Raw genomic sequence first — 15160 nt, 5'->3', positions numbered from 1 at the left:
GGAGATCTCGGTGTTCAACGAGCTCTTCGAGAAGCACCGCAACCGCCTGAAGGAAGACCAGCTGCTCATCGTGCAGGGCAAGGTCAGCAACGACGAGTATTCGGGCGGCATGCGCATCGTGGCCGAGAACCTCTTCGATCTGCAATTGGCGCGCGAGGCGCGCGCGCGCGCGCTGCGCATCACCCTGAACGGGCAGGCCGATGCCGCCCGGCTGCGGCAGTTGCTCAACCCCTTCCGGGCCGAACCCGAGAACGGCGTGCCCGGCGTGCCCGTGGACGTCGTCTACCGCAAGGACAACTTCTTGTGCACGGTGCGGCTGGGCGAAGAATGGCGCGTCCGCATGGCCGACACCCTGCTCGAGAACCTCGCGCTCTGGGCCAAACCCGAAGGCGTGGAGGTCAGCTACTGATGCGGCCCCTGCGTATTGTCCACTCCGAGGCCGCCACCAGTTTCGGCGGCCAGGAGGGCCGCATCTTCAAGGAGATGCAGGCCATGCGCGAGCGCGGCCACCACATGGAGGCCATCGTCCAGCCCGATGCGCAGCTGGGCGAGCGCCTGCGGGATGCCGGCTTTCCCGTGCATACGCTCTATATGGACGGCCCGCTCAACTATCTTAAAGGGGTGCTGTCCCTGCGCGGCCTGCTCAAGCGCGGCCGCTACGATGTGCTCAACACCCACAGCCGCCGCGATACCGTGATCGCCGCCGCGGCCGGCCGGCTGGCCGGCACGCCGCTCATCGTGCGCACGCGCCATCTGTCCAACAAGGTGGGCTCGCTCTGGAGCTATACCGGCCTGCCGCATCGCGTGACTACGGTGAGCGACCACGTGCGCGACGGCTTGATCGCCCGCGGTGTGCCGCAAGACCACATCGCCACGCTGTATTCGCCCATTGTTCTGCCGCCGCCTGTCGAGCGCTCTACATTGCGCGGCGAGCTGGGTCTGGCCGACGACGACGTGATCGTCGGCTGCGTGGCCGTGATGCGGGCCAGCAAGGGCCATAAAGACCTGATCGATGCCATGGCGCCGCTGTTGGCCGGCAACGACAAGCTGCACCTGGTCTTTGTCGGCGGTGGCTCACCCGTCTTCGAGCAGACCCAGGCCTATATTGCCGAGCGCGGACTGCAATCGCGCGTGCACCTGATGGGCACGCGGCGTGATGTCCCCAATCTGCTGGCGGGATTCGACATTTTTGCCCTGGCGACCCAGCAGGAAGCCTCCGGCACGGTCTATGTCGAGGCAGAGGCCAGCGGCCTGCCGGTCATCGGGACCAACGTGGGCGGGGTTTCCGAAATGATGCGCGACGGCGTCACCGGCATCCTCGTGCCGCCCAAGGACGGCGCGGCCCTGACCGAGGCCTTGCGCCGCCTGATCGACGATCCCGGCCTGCGCCGGCGCATGGGGCAGGCCGGCTGGCGCATGATCCGCGAAGAAGGCGTGTTCTCTCCCGAGCGCCTGGCCGAAAACACCGAAGCCGTCTACCGCAAATGGCTGGCGGAACGCAAACAATGAAAAACGCGCCCAATGTCCCGGTGCTGATGTATCACCACATCACGCCGGCCGGCGGCATGATCGCCGCCACGCCGCAAGTCTTCGAGGCCCAGATCGCCGCCCTGGCCCGCGCCGGCTACCAGTCCCTGTCGGCCGCCCAATTCGCCGGCTATCTGGCCGGCGCCCCGGTGCCCGCGAAATCGGTGCTGATCACCTTCGACGATGGCTATCTGAACAACTGGGTGCACGCCCATCCCATTCTGCGGCGCCACGGGATGCGCGCGGTGCTTTTCCTCATCACCGGTCTGATCGGCGACGGCCCGGCGCGCCCCTGCGCCGGCCAGGACCTGCCCTTGCCGGCCGATGTGGACCACGAGGCATCCAAGCGGCTGATCGCCGAGGGCCGCGCCGATGAGGTGATGCTGCGTTGGAGCGAGGTCCAGGCCATGATCGAGGCCGGCACGTTCGAATTCCACTCGCATACCCACACCCACACGCGCTGGGACAAGGTGTGCGGCGCCGATGTGGCGGCCAAGCGGCGCCACATCGCCCAGGAGCTTGCCGATTCCCGCGCCACGCTCATCGAGCGGCTGGGCGGCGTGAGCGACCATCTATGCTGGCCCCAGGGGTATTTCGATGCCGATTATGTGCAGGCCGCGCGCGAGGCGGGCTTCCGGCACCTCTACACCACCGATCCGCTGGGCCAGAACCGGCCCGGCTCGGATCCCGCGCATATCTATCGCTTCGCCGTGCGCAACCGCGCCGGCGGCTGGCTCAACCGGCGCATCTGGCAGTCGCGCGATCCGCTGGTCGGGCCGCTGTATCACGCCTGGAAGGGCTTGAAGAAGCGGCTCAGGAGGCGGGCATGACGCTATCGGTCATCATCATCACCAAGAACGAGGCCGCCAACATCCTGGGCTGCCTGGAGTCCGTCGCCTTTGCCGACGAGTTCATCGTCGTGGACTCCGGCAGCACCGACAATACCGTGGCCCTGGCACGCGACTTCGGCGCGCGCGTGGTGGTCACGCCCGACTGGCCGGGCTTCGGGCCGCAGAAAAACCGCGCCCTGGACCTGGCCACCGGAGACTGGGTGCTGTCCGTCGACGCCGACGAGCGCGTCACGCCCGAGCTGGCCCAGGCCATACGCGGCGCCATGGACGACCCGCGTTCCGACGCCTGGGAGATGCCCCGCCTGTCCTGGTTCTGCGGCCGCTTCATCCGCCATAGCGGCTGGTGGCCCGACTATGTGCTGCGCCTCTGGAGGCGCGGCGCGGCCCGCTTCACGGACGCCGCCGTGCACGAGCGCGTCGTGCCCGACAGCGGGCGCAGCGCCCGCCTGGAGCCCCACCTGCTGCACTATCCCTACCCCGATTTCGACGCCCTGGTCACCAAGATCAACCGCTATTCTTCCGACGCGGCCGCGATGATGCATGCCAAGGGCCGGCGCGCCAATGTGTTTACCGCCCTGGGCCACAGCTTCTGGACCTTTGTGCGCATCTACCTCATCCGGCGCGGCTTTCTCGATGGTCGCCATGGGCTGGTGTTGGCCGTGACCGCGGCGGCGGGCAGTTTTTTCCGTTATGCCAAGCTGATGTTGAAATCCGAGCCCGAGCCGCCCAAGTGAAGATTCTCTATACCAATTTCCATCCCCGCAACGGCGGCGGGCATGTCACCTACATCATCAATCTGGCCCGCGCGCTGGCGTCGGACCACGATATCGTCGTGGCCACGCCCCAGACCAGCCGGCTCTACCGCTATGCGCAGGCCATCGGGCGGGTGCGCGTGGCACCCTTGGATTTCACCACCCGGCTGTCATCCTGGTTCGGCGGGCGCCAACGCCTCAGGCGCCTGATCGCCCAGGAAAAATTCGACATCGTCCACTGCAATGGCAGCGCCGACCACAAGCTGGTGATGCTGGCCACCCTGGGCATGCGCCGCCGCCCGCGCATCATCTTCACCAAGCACAACGACCATCCGCTGGACAGCCTGGGCAATGCCTTGCGCGCCCGGCTGGCGACGGACCATGTGATCGCCGTGAGCGACTATGTGCGTGGCCTGGTCCAGGCCTCGCCCTACGGCAGGCTGCCCGTCACCACCATCCGCCACGGCATCGACACGCATTTCTATGCCCCGCCCGCGCCCGAGAGCCAGGACAAGCTGCGCGCCCTGTTCTTCGGCCCGGACTGGCAGGGCAAGCTCCTGCTGGGCAGCGCGGGCGGCACGGACTTCGACAAAGGCTGGCTGGACCTGGTCGACGCGGCCGGCAGCCTGCCGCCCGAGCTGCGTGCCCGCGTGCGCATCCTGGTGGCGGGCGATCCGCCCAACGAGGCCAAGCTGGCCCGGGTGCGCGATGCCGGCATGCAGGACCAGATGGTCTTTCCCGGTCTTCTGGACGATGTCCGGGCGGCGCTGGCGTCCTGCCACGTCGGCTTTGTGCTGTCCTACCGCGAGGCGCTGTCCTTTGCCTGCCGCGAAATGATGGCCATCGGGCGCCCGGTGCTGGCCAGCGACGCCGGCGGCCTGCCCGAAAACATCACGCCGGGCCGGGATGGCTGGATCGTGCCGGCGCGCGACGTGCCGGCCATCGCGACGGCCCTGCGCGCCATGCTGGCGGACCCTGAAACCCTGCGCCGCATGGGGCTGGCGGCCCGCGAGAAGGCCGTGCGCGACTTCAATCTGCACGATTTCGCCCAGGCCACCCTGGACGTCTATACCCAGGCCCTGGCGGCGCGCTGAGGCAGCCGCCTTGTCCGCGGCCGGGGCGGCCGCTCTATAATCCCGGCCATGAATTCCTTCCCCATCCTCATGTACCACCAGATCGGCATTCCCGCGCCCAGCGGCACGCCGTATCGCGGCCTGACGGTGCATCCGGCCCGTTTCCGCAGCCAGATGACCTGGATGCACCGCCTGGGCTATCGCGGTCTGTCGATGCGCGACCTCATGCCCTATCTGCGCGGCGAGAAAACCGGCAAGGTTTTTGGTGTGACCTTCGACGATGGCTACCGCAACGTGCTCGAGAACGCCGCGCCCGTGCTCGCCGAACTCGGTTTCACCGGCACCAATTATTTCGTCGCCCGCCAATTGGACGGCAGCAACGTCTGGGACGCCGAGAAAGGCATCCCCTATGCGGGCCTGATGAGCGCGGCCGAGATGCGCCAGTGGCATGAGGCTGGCAACGAGGTGGGCTCCCATACGCTGGATCACGTCCACCTGCCGCGTCTGCCGGCCGACGAGGCCCGCCGCCAGATCCGCCAATCCAAGGACGAACTGGAACAGGCGCTGGGCGCTCCCGTGACGGCGTTTTGCTATCCCTATGGCGACCATGGCCCCGAGCATATGACCATGGTGCGCGAGGCGGGCTACGACAACGCCACGCTGACCGTGCGCGGCCTGGCCTGCGCCGCCGATGATCCTTTCGGCCTGCCGCGGGTGACCGTGTCGCGCTCGACGCATCTGCTGAGTTTCCTGCTCAAGACCCTGACCCGCTATGAAGAGTGCCGCCGGCGCTGACCGGCGCCTGCGCATCGCGCTGCTGGTGGACCGCTTCGGCAAGGGCTTTGGCGGCGCCGAAGCCTATGGCGTCGAACTCATGCGCGTGCTGTCCACCCGCCACGACATCACCGTGGTGGCGCGCGATTACGACAGCGATCTTCGACTGGCCTATCTGCCCGTGGGCGCCAGCCCGCGCCTGCCCAGCTGGATGCGTGTCCTGTATTTTGCCTGGCGCGCCTGGCGGCTGACGCGCGGCGGGCGCTTTGACATCGTCCACTCCCACATGAACGGCTGGGCCGGCCAGGTGCAGGTCATGCACGTCACGCCGGTGCGCTACAACCGCCTGCACGGCGCGGGCCTGGCCCGGCGCCTGGCGGCCTGGCTGAGTCCGCGTCTGGCCACCTATCTCTGGCTGGAGCGCGCGCGCGTGGCGCAAGCGCCCGGCCGGCGCGTGGTGGCGGTCTCCCAGCTCATCGTCGAACAACTGCACGACGCCTATGGCCCGCAGCTGCCCGTCACCACGATATTGCCGGGCGTGCATGCCGCCGAGCCGGCCGATACCGCGCGCCGCCAGGCCACGCGCGGCGAACTGGGGCTGGCCGACGGCCATACCGTCTGCCTGCTCGTGGCGCGCAACCCCATGCGCAAGGGGCTGCCGGCCTTGCTCCAGGCGCTGGCGGCCTTGCCGGACGGCTACCGCCTGCTGGTCGTCGGGGCGGATGCGCCCACGCGCCAGGCGGTCGAGGCCAGCGGCCTGGCGGCGCGCACCCGGCTGGTGCCGCCCACGCCCCAGGTCAACCGCTACTATGCGGCGGCCGACATCTATGTGCATCCGACGCTGAATGACAGCTTTGGCATGGCGCCCCTGGAGGCCATGGCGCACAGCCTGCCGGTTGTGATCAGCCCGCCGGCCTATTGCGGTTTCGCGCGCTATCTCAAGGACGGCGCGGATGCGCTCATCCTGGACGACCCGCGCGACGGCGCGGGCCTGGCCCGGGCCATCCAGGCCCTGGGCGATGATCCCGGCCTGCGGGCGCGTCTCATCGAGGGCGGGCGGGCCCTGGCCGAGCAGCAAAGCTGGCAGGCCGTGGCGGCCCGCTACGAAGCCCTGTACGCCGGCATCCTGGCCGGCCAGGGCGCCGACGGCGCTTCCTAGCCGGGCGCTGTCAGCCGTTCGACGTGGCCCAGCCAGCGCAGCGCCTGTTCGCGGCTGTCGCCGCACATCTCGCCGCTGGGCGGCAGCGAACCGCAGACCTGCGGCCGCTCCGGGCGGCCGAAAATGCGGCAGCGCAGCGCTTCATCGAGCTGGACGCAGGGCACGCCCGCCGGCTTGCCCTCGGGCATGCCCGGGATGGGGCTGGAAATCGACGGCGCGATGCAGCAGGCGGCGCAGCCCGGACGGCATTCCATGATCCTGGCCCGCCTAGACCCAGCCGCGCAGCCAGTACACCAGCAGGCCCGCGTATTCCTTGATGATGGAGCGGCTGGCGTCCAGGGTGCGGGTGTCGGGCATCCATGGCGCAATCCCGCTGCCCGGCGGCAGCACGATCTGCGGCGGCGCCGGCGCGGCAATGACTTCCACGCCCTGCTTGGAGAAGGCGGCCATGGCGCGGGGCATATGCAGCGCCGAGGTCACGAGCAATACCTTGTCGATATGGTTGGCGCGCAGCGTGTCCTCGGTCAGGGCGGCGTTTTCGTAGGTGTTGCGGCTGGCGTTTTCCAGCACCAGGGCCGAATCGGGCACGCCGCGCTGCCGCATGCGGTGCGCCATGCCCTGCGCCTCGCTCACACTGCCCTCCAGGGCGCCGCCCGAGAGCACCACCTTGGGCGCCCGGCCGGCCAGGTACAGGTCGGTGGCGACGTCCACGCGCACCACCGCCGTTTCTTTTTCATAGGGCAGGAACCAATTGGCCCGTCCGTTGGCGGTATTGCCGCCCAGCACGACGATGGCGTCGGCGGTCGGGGCGGTCTGCGGCGCCAGATAGGGATAGCGTTTTTCAAGCGCCCCGCCCAGCCACAGCGAGGTGGCCGGCAGCGACCAGGCGAAGACCCAGATCAGGCCGGCGGCAATGAGCGCGCCGGCGGTCTTGCGCCAGCGCAACAGACCCAGCACCAAGCCCAGCACCACCAGGGTGACGCAGAGGTTCAGCGGAATGATGAGGTTGGTCAGGTAACTATTGATCGTCATATCCAAACGTTGCTACTCGGGGCTGCCCCGCAATTGCGCCAGCGCCGAGTCTTCGACCTCGGCCAGGGAGGGCCAGGCGCCCTCGGCGCCCAGGCAGACCGCGCGGGCGGACCAGGGGCCGGTCCTCTCGCGGCGGGTGACGCCGAAGAGGGCCAGTTCGCGCGCGCCGGCGGCCGCGGCGACGTGCGAGACGCCCGAATCATTGCATATCACCAGGGATGCGCGAGCGGTCAGGCAGGCAAAGGCGCCCAGGCCCAGGGGAGGCAGCAGGGATGCCGTCGGGGCATTGCGGCGGGCTTCTTCGACTTCCGGCGCAGGTGGGCACATTACCACGGTATGGCCGCGGCCCTGCAAGGCGCGGGTCAGGGCGTCGAACTGCGGCCAGACCTTGATTTTGCCCCGGTGCAGGCCGGTCGCCGTGGGCGCGATCAGCACAAAAGGGCGCTGGCCCAGGCCGGCCCGCGCCAGCGCCGCCTCGCATTCGTTGCGGTGGCGCTCGGTCAGCGGCAGATCCAGCGAGGGGCCCGGCTCGGGGTCGCCTTCGGGCAAGCCCCAGGCTTTCAGGGCCTGGCGGGTCAGGTAATACCAGGACTGCACGGCGTGCATGGCCTGGGCCGGCTTGTTGACCGGCCAGCGCAGTAACAGGCTGCGCCCGTCGTCGCGGTAGCCGGCGCTGGGCACCCCGGCCAGGCGGAAAACCGCCGCGCTGGACAGCGAGTCCGGCAGCAGCAGGCCGCGGGCCTGTCCCCGGCGATGGCGGGCCACCGTGGCGCGGTCGCTGCGCCATTTGCCCGTCATGGGCAGGAAATCGGCCTTGGACAGGCCGTCGAGCAGGTCCCGCGCCCAGGGGCGGGCGCAGATGACCAGGGGCAGGCCGCTGGCCTGCAGCAAGCGCAGGCTGGGCAGGCTCATGCAGACATCGCCCACCCAATTGGGCACGCGGACGTAGAGGGTGGATAGTGCGGACATGGAGACTCGATGGCCCAGGGGGGCGTATTTCATTCAAGAGGGCCGGTGGCGGCAGGTACAATCCCGGCATGATTGTATTAAAGCGAGTGCATCCTTGACTTCTGGCGTACGTGACGCAACCGCCGGCAACGAACCGGTCAAAGCCGTGCTGTGGCAGCGCATCTATAGCCGGGTCGGCTCCTACTGGAAGGGCCTGCTGCTGGCCGTCCTGCTGATGGCGGGCGCCGCGGCCACGCAGCCGACACTCGCCGTCATCATGAAGCCGTTGATCGACGGCGGCTTCGCGGGCGACAAGCCGCAATATATCTGGTCCGTGCCGCTGGCGGTGGTGGGCCTGATCTTCATCCGCGGCGTATGCAATTTTTTCAGCGACTACCTGCTGGCCTGGGTGGCCAACAACGTGCTGCTGGGCATCCGGCGCGATATGTTCGAGCGCCTGCTCGGGCTGCCGGACGCCGATTTCAAGCGCGGCGACACCGGACGGCTGCTCAACCGCTTCACCATCGACGCCGGCAACGTGACCGGCTATGCCACCGACGTCATCACGGTGCTGGTGCGCGAAACCCTGGTGGTGATCTCGCTGATCTGCGTGCTGCTGTATATGTCATGGCTGCTGACGGTCATCATCCTGGTCGTCATGCCGGTCTCGATCTGGATTGCCCGCGCCTTTGCCCGCCGCCTGCGCCGCATCAATCGCGAAACCGTCAATATGAACGCCGAGCTCACCCGCGTGGTGAGCGAAGGCATAGACGGCCAGCGTGTCATCAAGCTCTTTGACGGCTACGAAGCCGAGCGCGGCCGCTTCGCCTACGTCAATGCGCGGCTGCGCCGCTTTGCGATGCGCACCGCCGTGGCCGACGCCGCCCTGACGCCCTTGACCCAGGTCTGCATCGCCGTGGCCGTGGCCGCCGTCATCGCCGTGGCCCTGGGGCAGGCCAATGCCGGCACCCTGACGGCGGGCGCGTTTGCCGCCTTCATGAGCGCCCTGGCCCAGATCTTCGACCCCATCAAGCGGCTGACCAACCTGGCCAGCAAGATGCAGAAAATGCTGGTGTCGGCCGAGAGCGTTTTCACCTTGGTCGACCAATTGCCCGAAGTGGACGACGGCCAGCGCCAGCTGCCCGAGCCGGTGCGCGGCAAGATCGAATTCCGCCAGGTCGGCCACCGTTTCCCCGATGCCGAGCGCGATACCGTCGCCGGCGTCTCGTTCACGGTCGAGCCGGGCCAGACAGTGGCCCTGGTCGGCCGCTCGGGCAGCGGCAAGACCACGCTGGTCAACATGCTGCCGCGCTTTGTGCTGCCCACCGAGGGCAGCATCCTGGTCGACGATGTGCCCATCAACGAAGTCCAGCTGCGCAGCCTGCGCTCCCACCTGTCGCTGGTCAGCCAGGACGTCGTGCTGTTCGATGACACCATTGCCGCCAACGTGGGCTATGGCGCGCTCGGCAAGGCCGATGACCAGCGCGTGCGCGACGCCCTGGCCGCGGCCAATCTGCTGGAGTTCGTCGATGGCCTGCCTAAGGGCATGCATACGCCCGTGGGCGAAAACGCCGCCCGTCTTTCGGGCGGCCAGCGCCAGCGCCTGGCCATCGCGCGCGCCCTCATCAAGAACGCGCCCATCCTCATCCTGGATGAAGCGACCTCTGCGCTGGATAACGAATCCGAGCGCCAGGTGCAAAGTTCGCTGGAGCGCCTGATGCGCGGCCGCACCACGCTGGTGATCGCCCACCGCCTGTCCACCGTCCAGAACGCCGACCGCATCATCGTGCTGGATGCCGGACGCATCGTCGAACAGGGGCCGCATGCCGAACTGCTGGCCGCAGGCGGCCTCTACGCCACGCTCTACAACATGCAGTTCCGCGAAGACTGAACGTTACGCTTACACAGCTTCATGCCCGGTTGCATCCCGGCCCGATAGACTGGCTCTCCTTGCAGAGAGAGGCCGCCGGACAGGCTCCGGTGGAAATTCAGGCGCCGCCCGCATGGGCGGCGTTTTTTTGCGCGGCCCCCATCATGACCGGTTTGTTGGGATTTAAGCGACAAAAGAGGGGGACTTGGCAGGAAAATGTTGTGGTGCAGTGCTTTCTTCGATAATTTGTATCAAACGATCGCATTGTCGCGATTACAGCGCCGCCTTGTCGGCGCTTGCCGCTATCAGGGCCTCATCCTCCGGCCCGTATGACCCGTATGTCGTCCTTCCCATATTGTCCAGGAGCCAATAATGGTGAGACTCAGCGTGTCCCGGCAAGTCCTGGCGGTTTCCGCCGCCGGTTTTTCCTTCTGTGCCCAGGCGCAATTCGCTTCGCCCCCACCCCGCGTCGGGGTGCCGGCCGCGGCCGCCACGGTGGTCGGCAACTGGCCCGCGACGACCGTGCCTTCGGGAGGTTCCTACACCGCCAGCGGTTATACAACGCCGGTCTTTCAGGCCGACGGCGTGATCGGCGCGAATAGCCGCACCATTTTGGTGACAGGCGGGGGCGGCATTACGGCCACCAACCTGACGGCCGGCGGCCTGGGCGCCATTACGTCCATGAATGGCGGGGTTATCGACCTTGGCTCGGGTTCGATCGTCAATGTCGAGAGCTATGGCGCGCCGGCGGGCATTATCGGCGCCACCGGTTTGTATACCCGGCATGTCGGCGCCAACGGCGTGCCGTCCTCCATCACTGCCAACAATGTGACGGTCAATGCCACCTCCGATGAACCGTATGGGATATATGCCCACACGAACAGCACCATCGGCCTGACCGGACTGACGACCATCAATACCTATAGCGATGGCTTCCAGGGTTGGGGCCTGGTGACCAACGAGGCCGGCACCTTGAGCGCCGAGCGCGTGCTCATACGCATGAACGGCCGGGCCGGCGCCTTTGGCGAGGCGCAGTACGCGGTCTCGTCGTGGGCGGGCGGCACCTTGACGATAAGCGGCCAGAGCGATATCGCGATCGTGGCCAAGGAAGGGACGCTGCTCTATGCCAACGGGGCCAATTCGCGCGTCGCTCTGGCGGGCATGACGGGCTCGGTATCGATGCAGGGCGGCAGTGGCACCATTGCCGCGGCAGAGGCGGGGGGCGAGGTTGTCGCCAATGGCGCGGTCAATGCCAGCGTCAGCGGCACCGGCGACACCTATGGACTGGCGGTTTCCGGCGGCGGCGCGGTGCGTTTTCTGGGCGCCAGCCAGCTGTCGATCGCGGGCAACGCCAATGCCTATGGGCTGGCTGCCGTCAATGGCGGCGACATCGTGCTGGCCAACAATAGCCAGCTCCAGGCCAGCGGCGCGGGGCAGGTGGCGGGCATCTTCTCCACGGCGGCCGCGGCCAACACGGCGTCCTCCTTCGCAGTGACGGGAGGCACCCTGGCCAGCTCGGGTGACGGTGTCGTGGTCGAGGGCGGCAGCGCGCAAGTCAACTTCAGCGGCGTCACCCTCACCAACGGGTCCGGGGTCGCGATACGGGTGGGGCCGGATGGGGGCGGCGCGGCCGGCACGCTCGACTTCGCGGCCAGCGGCTCCCAGTTGACCGGGCAGGCGGTCTTGGCGGCCGGCAGCACCTCCAACCTGACGCTCTCCAACGGTTCGGCCTGGCAGATCACCGGCGATTCGGTGTTGACGCAATTGGCCCTGAACAATAGCGCGGCGCGGTTCTCGCCGCCGGCCGGCGGCGTCTACAAGACCTTGACGGTCCAGTCGCTGGCGGGCAATGGCGGTGTGATCGGCCTGAATACCTACCTGGGTGACAGCAACTCGCCCACGGACCGCGTCATCATCGATGGCGGCACGGCCGGCGGGCAGACCCAGCTGCAGGTGGCCAATAGCGGCGGTTCGGGCGCCTATACGGCGGGTAATGGCATCCGCGTGGTCGAAGTCCAGAACGGCGGCACGACCGCCGCAGGCGCCTTTGCCCTGGCCGGCCGGACCGTGGCCGGTCCCTACGAGTACAAGCTCTTCCGGGGCGATGCCGCCGGCGCGGGCGACGATTGGTATCTGCGCTCGGAGCAGCCCAGCGACCCGGGCACGCCGCTTTATCGGCCTGAAGTGGGCGCCTATCTGGCCAACCAGTGGTTCGCCAATCAAATGTTCGTGCACAGCATGCATGACCGCCTGGGCGAGCCGCAGTTCATCGAGAGCACGGACTATGGCGGGGATGCGGCCCGGCGCGGCGCGATCTGGCTGCGCATGACCGGCAGCTGGGAGGGATCCAAGAGCAGCAATCGCGTCTTTGACGTCAGCTCGGACATGTTCCAAATCCAGGCCGGCGGGGATGTGGCCCAATGGCGTCTGTTTTCGGATGCGGATCGCCTGCATGTCGGCGGCATGATGACTTACGCCAACTCGCGCACGCGCGCCTCCGCCGAAGGCAACCCCGCCCGCGCGCACGGCAAATCCGACGGCTATGGCCTGGGCTTGTACGGCACCTGGTTCCAGAACAATGACAGCAAGCTGGGCGCCTATGTGGATACCTGGCTGCAATATGGCTGGTTCAACAACAAGGTGGACGGGGACGACCTGGGGCGCAGCGCCTACGACTCGCATGGCTGGGCCGTGTCGGCCGAGGCAGGCTATGCCTTCGCGCTGGCCGCGGACTGGGTGCTTGAACCGCAGGCGCAGGTCATCTATGTCAACGTCGACAGCGACGATGTCACGGACCAGGCCGGCACGCGCATTACGGGAGGCGACTCAAGCGGCGCCATCACCCGGCTGGGGGTGCGCACGCACCGGACCTTTGACCTGGGCAATGGCCGTCAACTGCAGCCCTTCGCCACCCTGAACTGGTGGCATACGGGTACGGACCGTGCCATGCGCTTCGATGGCGTCAGCGTGGGCGATCTGTATCCCCGCGATCGCTATGAGCTCAAGCTCGGCCTGCACGCCAACTTTACCAAGGGCTGGACCGGATGGGTCAACGTGGGCGGCAGCTGGGGGTCCCAGGACTACCACCAGTACGCCGCCCGGGCCGGCGTGAAATACACCTGGTAGCGCGGCCGCGGCGCAGGCCGCGGGTGCGTCCCACCCATCCCGCGCCCCGGGGCTGGCCCTTGCGCGCCGGCCGAGGCCGCCCGACTGGGCGGCTTTTTCTTGCGCCCGACCCGGATTGGCCCGAGAGTGGGCTGGCCGCCGCGATCGGCCCGCCTCGAGTTCCCACAATAGCGCCATTTGCCAGGGAGATAACCACCATGGGTCAGGCGCGCTGCGGCTTACGCAAGCCCGTTCGGAGCTGGGTCATTCCACTTGTGTTCATCCTGGGCGTGGCGGCCGGCATCTGGCTGGCGCGGCAATATGCCATAGACCTCTGCCTGGATGCGGGCGGGTCCTGGAAAGACGCCGCTGTCTGGACGTGCGAACGCTAGGGCCGGGCGGGTGGCTCAGATCAGGATGATGTCGTATTGCTCTTGGGAGTAGGCGCCTTCCACTTCCAGCGAGATCGGCTTGCCCACGAAGTCGCCCAGCATGGCCAGATGCTGGCTCTCCTCCTCGAGGAACAAGTCCACCACGCCCTGCGAGGCCAGGACGCGAAACTCCTTGGGGTTGAACTGCCGCGCTTCGCGCAGGATCTCGCGCAGGATTTCATAGCAGACCGTGCGCGCCGTGCGGACATTGCCGCGCGCCTGGCACATGGGGCAGGGCTCGCAGAGCTGGTGCGCCAGGGAGTCCCGGGTGCGCTTGCGGGTCATCTCGACCAGGCCCAGCTGCGTAAAACCATTGACCGTCATGCGGGTGCGGTCACGCGACAGGGCTTTCTTCAGTTCGGCCAGCACCGTGTCGCGGTGTTCGCTGTCCTCCATGTCGATGAAATCGAGGATGACGATGCCGCCCAGGTTGCGCAAGCGCAGTTGGCGGGCGATGGCCTGGGCCGCTTCCAGATTGGTCTTGAAGATGGTGTCGTCGAAGTTGCGCCCGCCCACGAAGCCGCCGGTATTGACGTCCACCGTGGTCAGCGCCTCGGTCTGGTCCACGATCAGATAACCGCCGGACTTCAGGTCCACGCGCCGCGACAGGGCGCGCGCGATCTCCTCATCCACGCTGGCCGTGTCAAAGAGGGGGCGCTCGCCGCTGTAATGCCGGATGCGGGGCAGCACGGACGGGGTGTAGATCTTGGCCCATTCCTGCAGCGCGGCCGTGGTGCTGCGCGAATCCACCTGGATGACGCCCGTATACGGGCCCACCATATCGCGCAACACTCGCTGCGCCAGCGTCAAGTCCTGGTGCAGCACCGTGGGCGCGGGCTGGCTGCGGGCGGCGGCCTGCACGCTGCTCCAGAGTTTGCGCAGATACTCGAGGTCGGCCGTCAATTCCTCGTCGGTGGCACCCTCGGCCTGCGTGCGGACAATAAAGCCGCCTTTTTCTTCGGCCGGCACCAGCGCCTGCAGGCGCTCGCGCAGCTGGGTGCGCTCGGTCTCGGAATCAATCTTCTGGGAGATGCCGATGTGCGGGTCATGCGGCAGGTAGACCAGCATGCGGCCCGCGATGCTGATCTGGGTCGACAGCCGGGCGCCCTTGGTGCCCAACGGGTCCTTGATGACCTGGACCATCAAGGTCTGGCCCTCGAACAGCAGTTTCTCGATGGGGGTGGGAGTGAGTCCCTGGCTGCGCTCCTGGCGGTTTTCCCTCAGGTCGGCGATATGGATGAAGGCCGCGCGCTCCAGCCCGATATCGATGAAGGCACTCTGCATCCCCGGCAGCACCCGGACCACGCGGCCCAGATAGATATTGCCGACATGGCCGCGTTGAATGCTGCGCTCGACATGCAGCTCCTGCACCGCGCCCTGGGCGACGATGGCAACACGGGTCTCGAAAGGCGTGACGTTGATCAGAATGTCTTCAGTCATTGTTGTCCGTGTCTGGTGTCTATATATAGTGATGCGCTAGGGTATCGTAAGTCGGGCCGGCGCTGGCGTTCGCCCCTGTCGCGCAGGGGAGATCCGCGTGCCGGCCAAGCGTGGCTGCCCGCCCGGAAAAGAAAATGCACGTCCCTGCGGATGACACACGCAAAAAAACTGTGCTATAGTTCGCCCCCTCGCAACACG

The 15160-nt window shown here is 67.5% G+C and carries 12 protein-coding genes and 1 pseudogene; 9 read left to right on the top strand and 4 right to left on the bottom strand.

The window, feature by feature from the left end:
• The 7 genes and pseudogenes from dnaE to AXA74_RS22685 all read left to right on the top strand — a co-directional run.
• Nucleotides 1-409, top strand: a pseudogene (gene dnaE / locus AXA74_RS22715) (DNA polymerase III subunit alpha); the annotation flags it as partial.
• Nucleotides 409-1509 carry a glycosyltransferase family 4 protein gene (locus AXA74_RS22710; RefSeq protein WP_029577331.1) on the top strand — a complete coding sequence of 367 codons (1101 nt, stop codon included), beginning with the start codon at nt 409-411 and terminating at the stop codon, nt 1507-1509. The pseudogene dnaE and the gene AXA74_RS22710, both read left to right, overlap by 1 nt.
• Nucleotides 1506-2357 carry a polysaccharide deacetylase family protein gene (locus tag AXA74_RS22705; RefSeq protein ID WP_029577332.1) on the top strand — a complete coding sequence of 284 codons (852 nt, stop codon included), beginning with the start codon at nt 1506-1508 and terminating at the stop codon, nt 2355-2357. The genes AXA74_RS22710 and AXA74_RS22705 overlap by 4 nt, the downstream gene beginning before the upstream one ends.
• On the top strand, nt 2354-3112 hold the full coding sequence (locus AXA74_RS22700; RefSeq protein ID WP_029577333.1) for a glycosyltransferase family 2 protein: 759 nt from the start codon (nt 2354-2356) through the stop codon (nt 3110-3112). The genes AXA74_RS22705 and AXA74_RS22700 overlap by 4 nt, the downstream gene beginning before the upstream one ends.
• Entirely contained in the window at nt 3109-4224 is a 1116-nt protein-coding gene (locus AXA74_RS22695) for a glycosyltransferase family 4 protein (RefSeq protein WP_032978116.1), read from the top strand. Before AXA74_RS22700 ends, AXA74_RS22695 begins: the two co-directional genes overlap by 4 nt.
• A 48-nt stretch (nt 4225-4272) precedes the next feature.
• Nucleotides 4273-4998, top strand: coding sequence for a polysaccharide deacetylase family protein (locus AXA74_RS22690; protein WP_029577335.1), 726 nt, complete (start codon nt 4273-4275; stop codon nt 4996-4998).
• Nucleotides 4976-6136, top strand: coding sequence for a glycosyltransferase family 4 protein (locus AXA74_RS22685; RefSeq protein ID WP_032978113.1), 1161 nt, complete (start codon nt 4976-4978; stop codon nt 6134-6136). Before AXA74_RS22690 ends, AXA74_RS22685 begins: the two co-directional genes overlap by 23 nt.
• Here AXA74_RS22685 and AXA74_RS22680 read toward each other — a convergent pair.
• From AXA74_RS22680 to AXA74_RS22670, 3 genes are read right to left on the bottom strand one after another with little or no spacing between them, the layout of a single operon-like run.
• A complete protein-coding gene (locus tag AXA74_RS22680; protein WP_029577337.1) occupies nt 6133-6390 on the bottom strand; it encodes a YkgJ family cysteine cluster protein in 258 nt (85 codons plus the stop codon). The genes AXA74_RS22685 and AXA74_RS22680 overlap by 4 nt on opposite strands.
• Before the next feature lie 13 nt (nt 6391-6403).
• Nucleotides 6404-7168, bottom strand: a complete 765-nt coding sequence (locus AXA74_RS22675) for a YdcF family protein (protein ID WP_029577338.1) — start codon at nt 7166-7168, stop codon at nt 6404-6406.
• Between the two features lie 12 nt (nt 7169-7180).
• Nucleotides 7181-8137, bottom strand: coding sequence for a glycosyltransferase family 9 protein (locus tag AXA74_RS22670; RefSeq protein ID WP_126623592.1), 957 nt, complete (start codon nt 8135-8137; stop codon nt 7181-7183).
• Between the two features lie 94 nt (nt 8138-8231).
• On the opposite strand from AXA74_RS22670, the gene msbA reads away from it, so the two are divergent.
• Nucleotides 8232-10007 carry a lipid A export permease/ATP-binding protein MsbA gene (gene msbA / locus AXA74_RS22665; protein WP_029577340.1) on the top strand — a complete coding sequence of 592 codons (1776 nt, stop codon included), beginning with the start codon at nt 8232-8234 and terminating at the stop codon, nt 10005-10007.
• 351 nt (nt 10008-10358) lie between these two features.
• Nucleotides 10359-13112 carry an autotransporter family protein gene (locus AXA74_RS22660; protein WP_048940218.1) on the top strand — a complete coding sequence of 918 codons (2754 nt, stop codon included), beginning with the start codon at nt 10359-10361 and terminating at the stop codon, nt 13110-13112.
• Between the two features lie 386 nt (nt 13113-13498).
• Here the strand turns inward: AXA74_RS22660 and rng are convergent, their stop codons facing one another.
• Nucleotides 13499-14962 (bottom strand): ribonuclease G, encoded by a 1464-nt coding sequence (gene rng / locus AXA74_RS22655; RefSeq protein ID WP_029577342.1) that lies wholly within the window; start codon nt 14960-14962, stop codon nt 13499-13501.
• Between the last annotated feature and the right edge of the window lie 198 nt (nt 14963-15160).

Source organism: Bordetella hinzii LMG 13501 (assembly GCF_001548475.1).
GTDB lineage: Bacteria > Pseudomonadota > Gammaproteobacteria > Burkholderiales > Burkholderiaceae_B > Bordetella > Bordetella hinzii.
The sequence above is the reverse complement of the archived record's forward strand: the minus strand, read 5'-3'. Positions and strand labels throughout refer to the sequence as shown.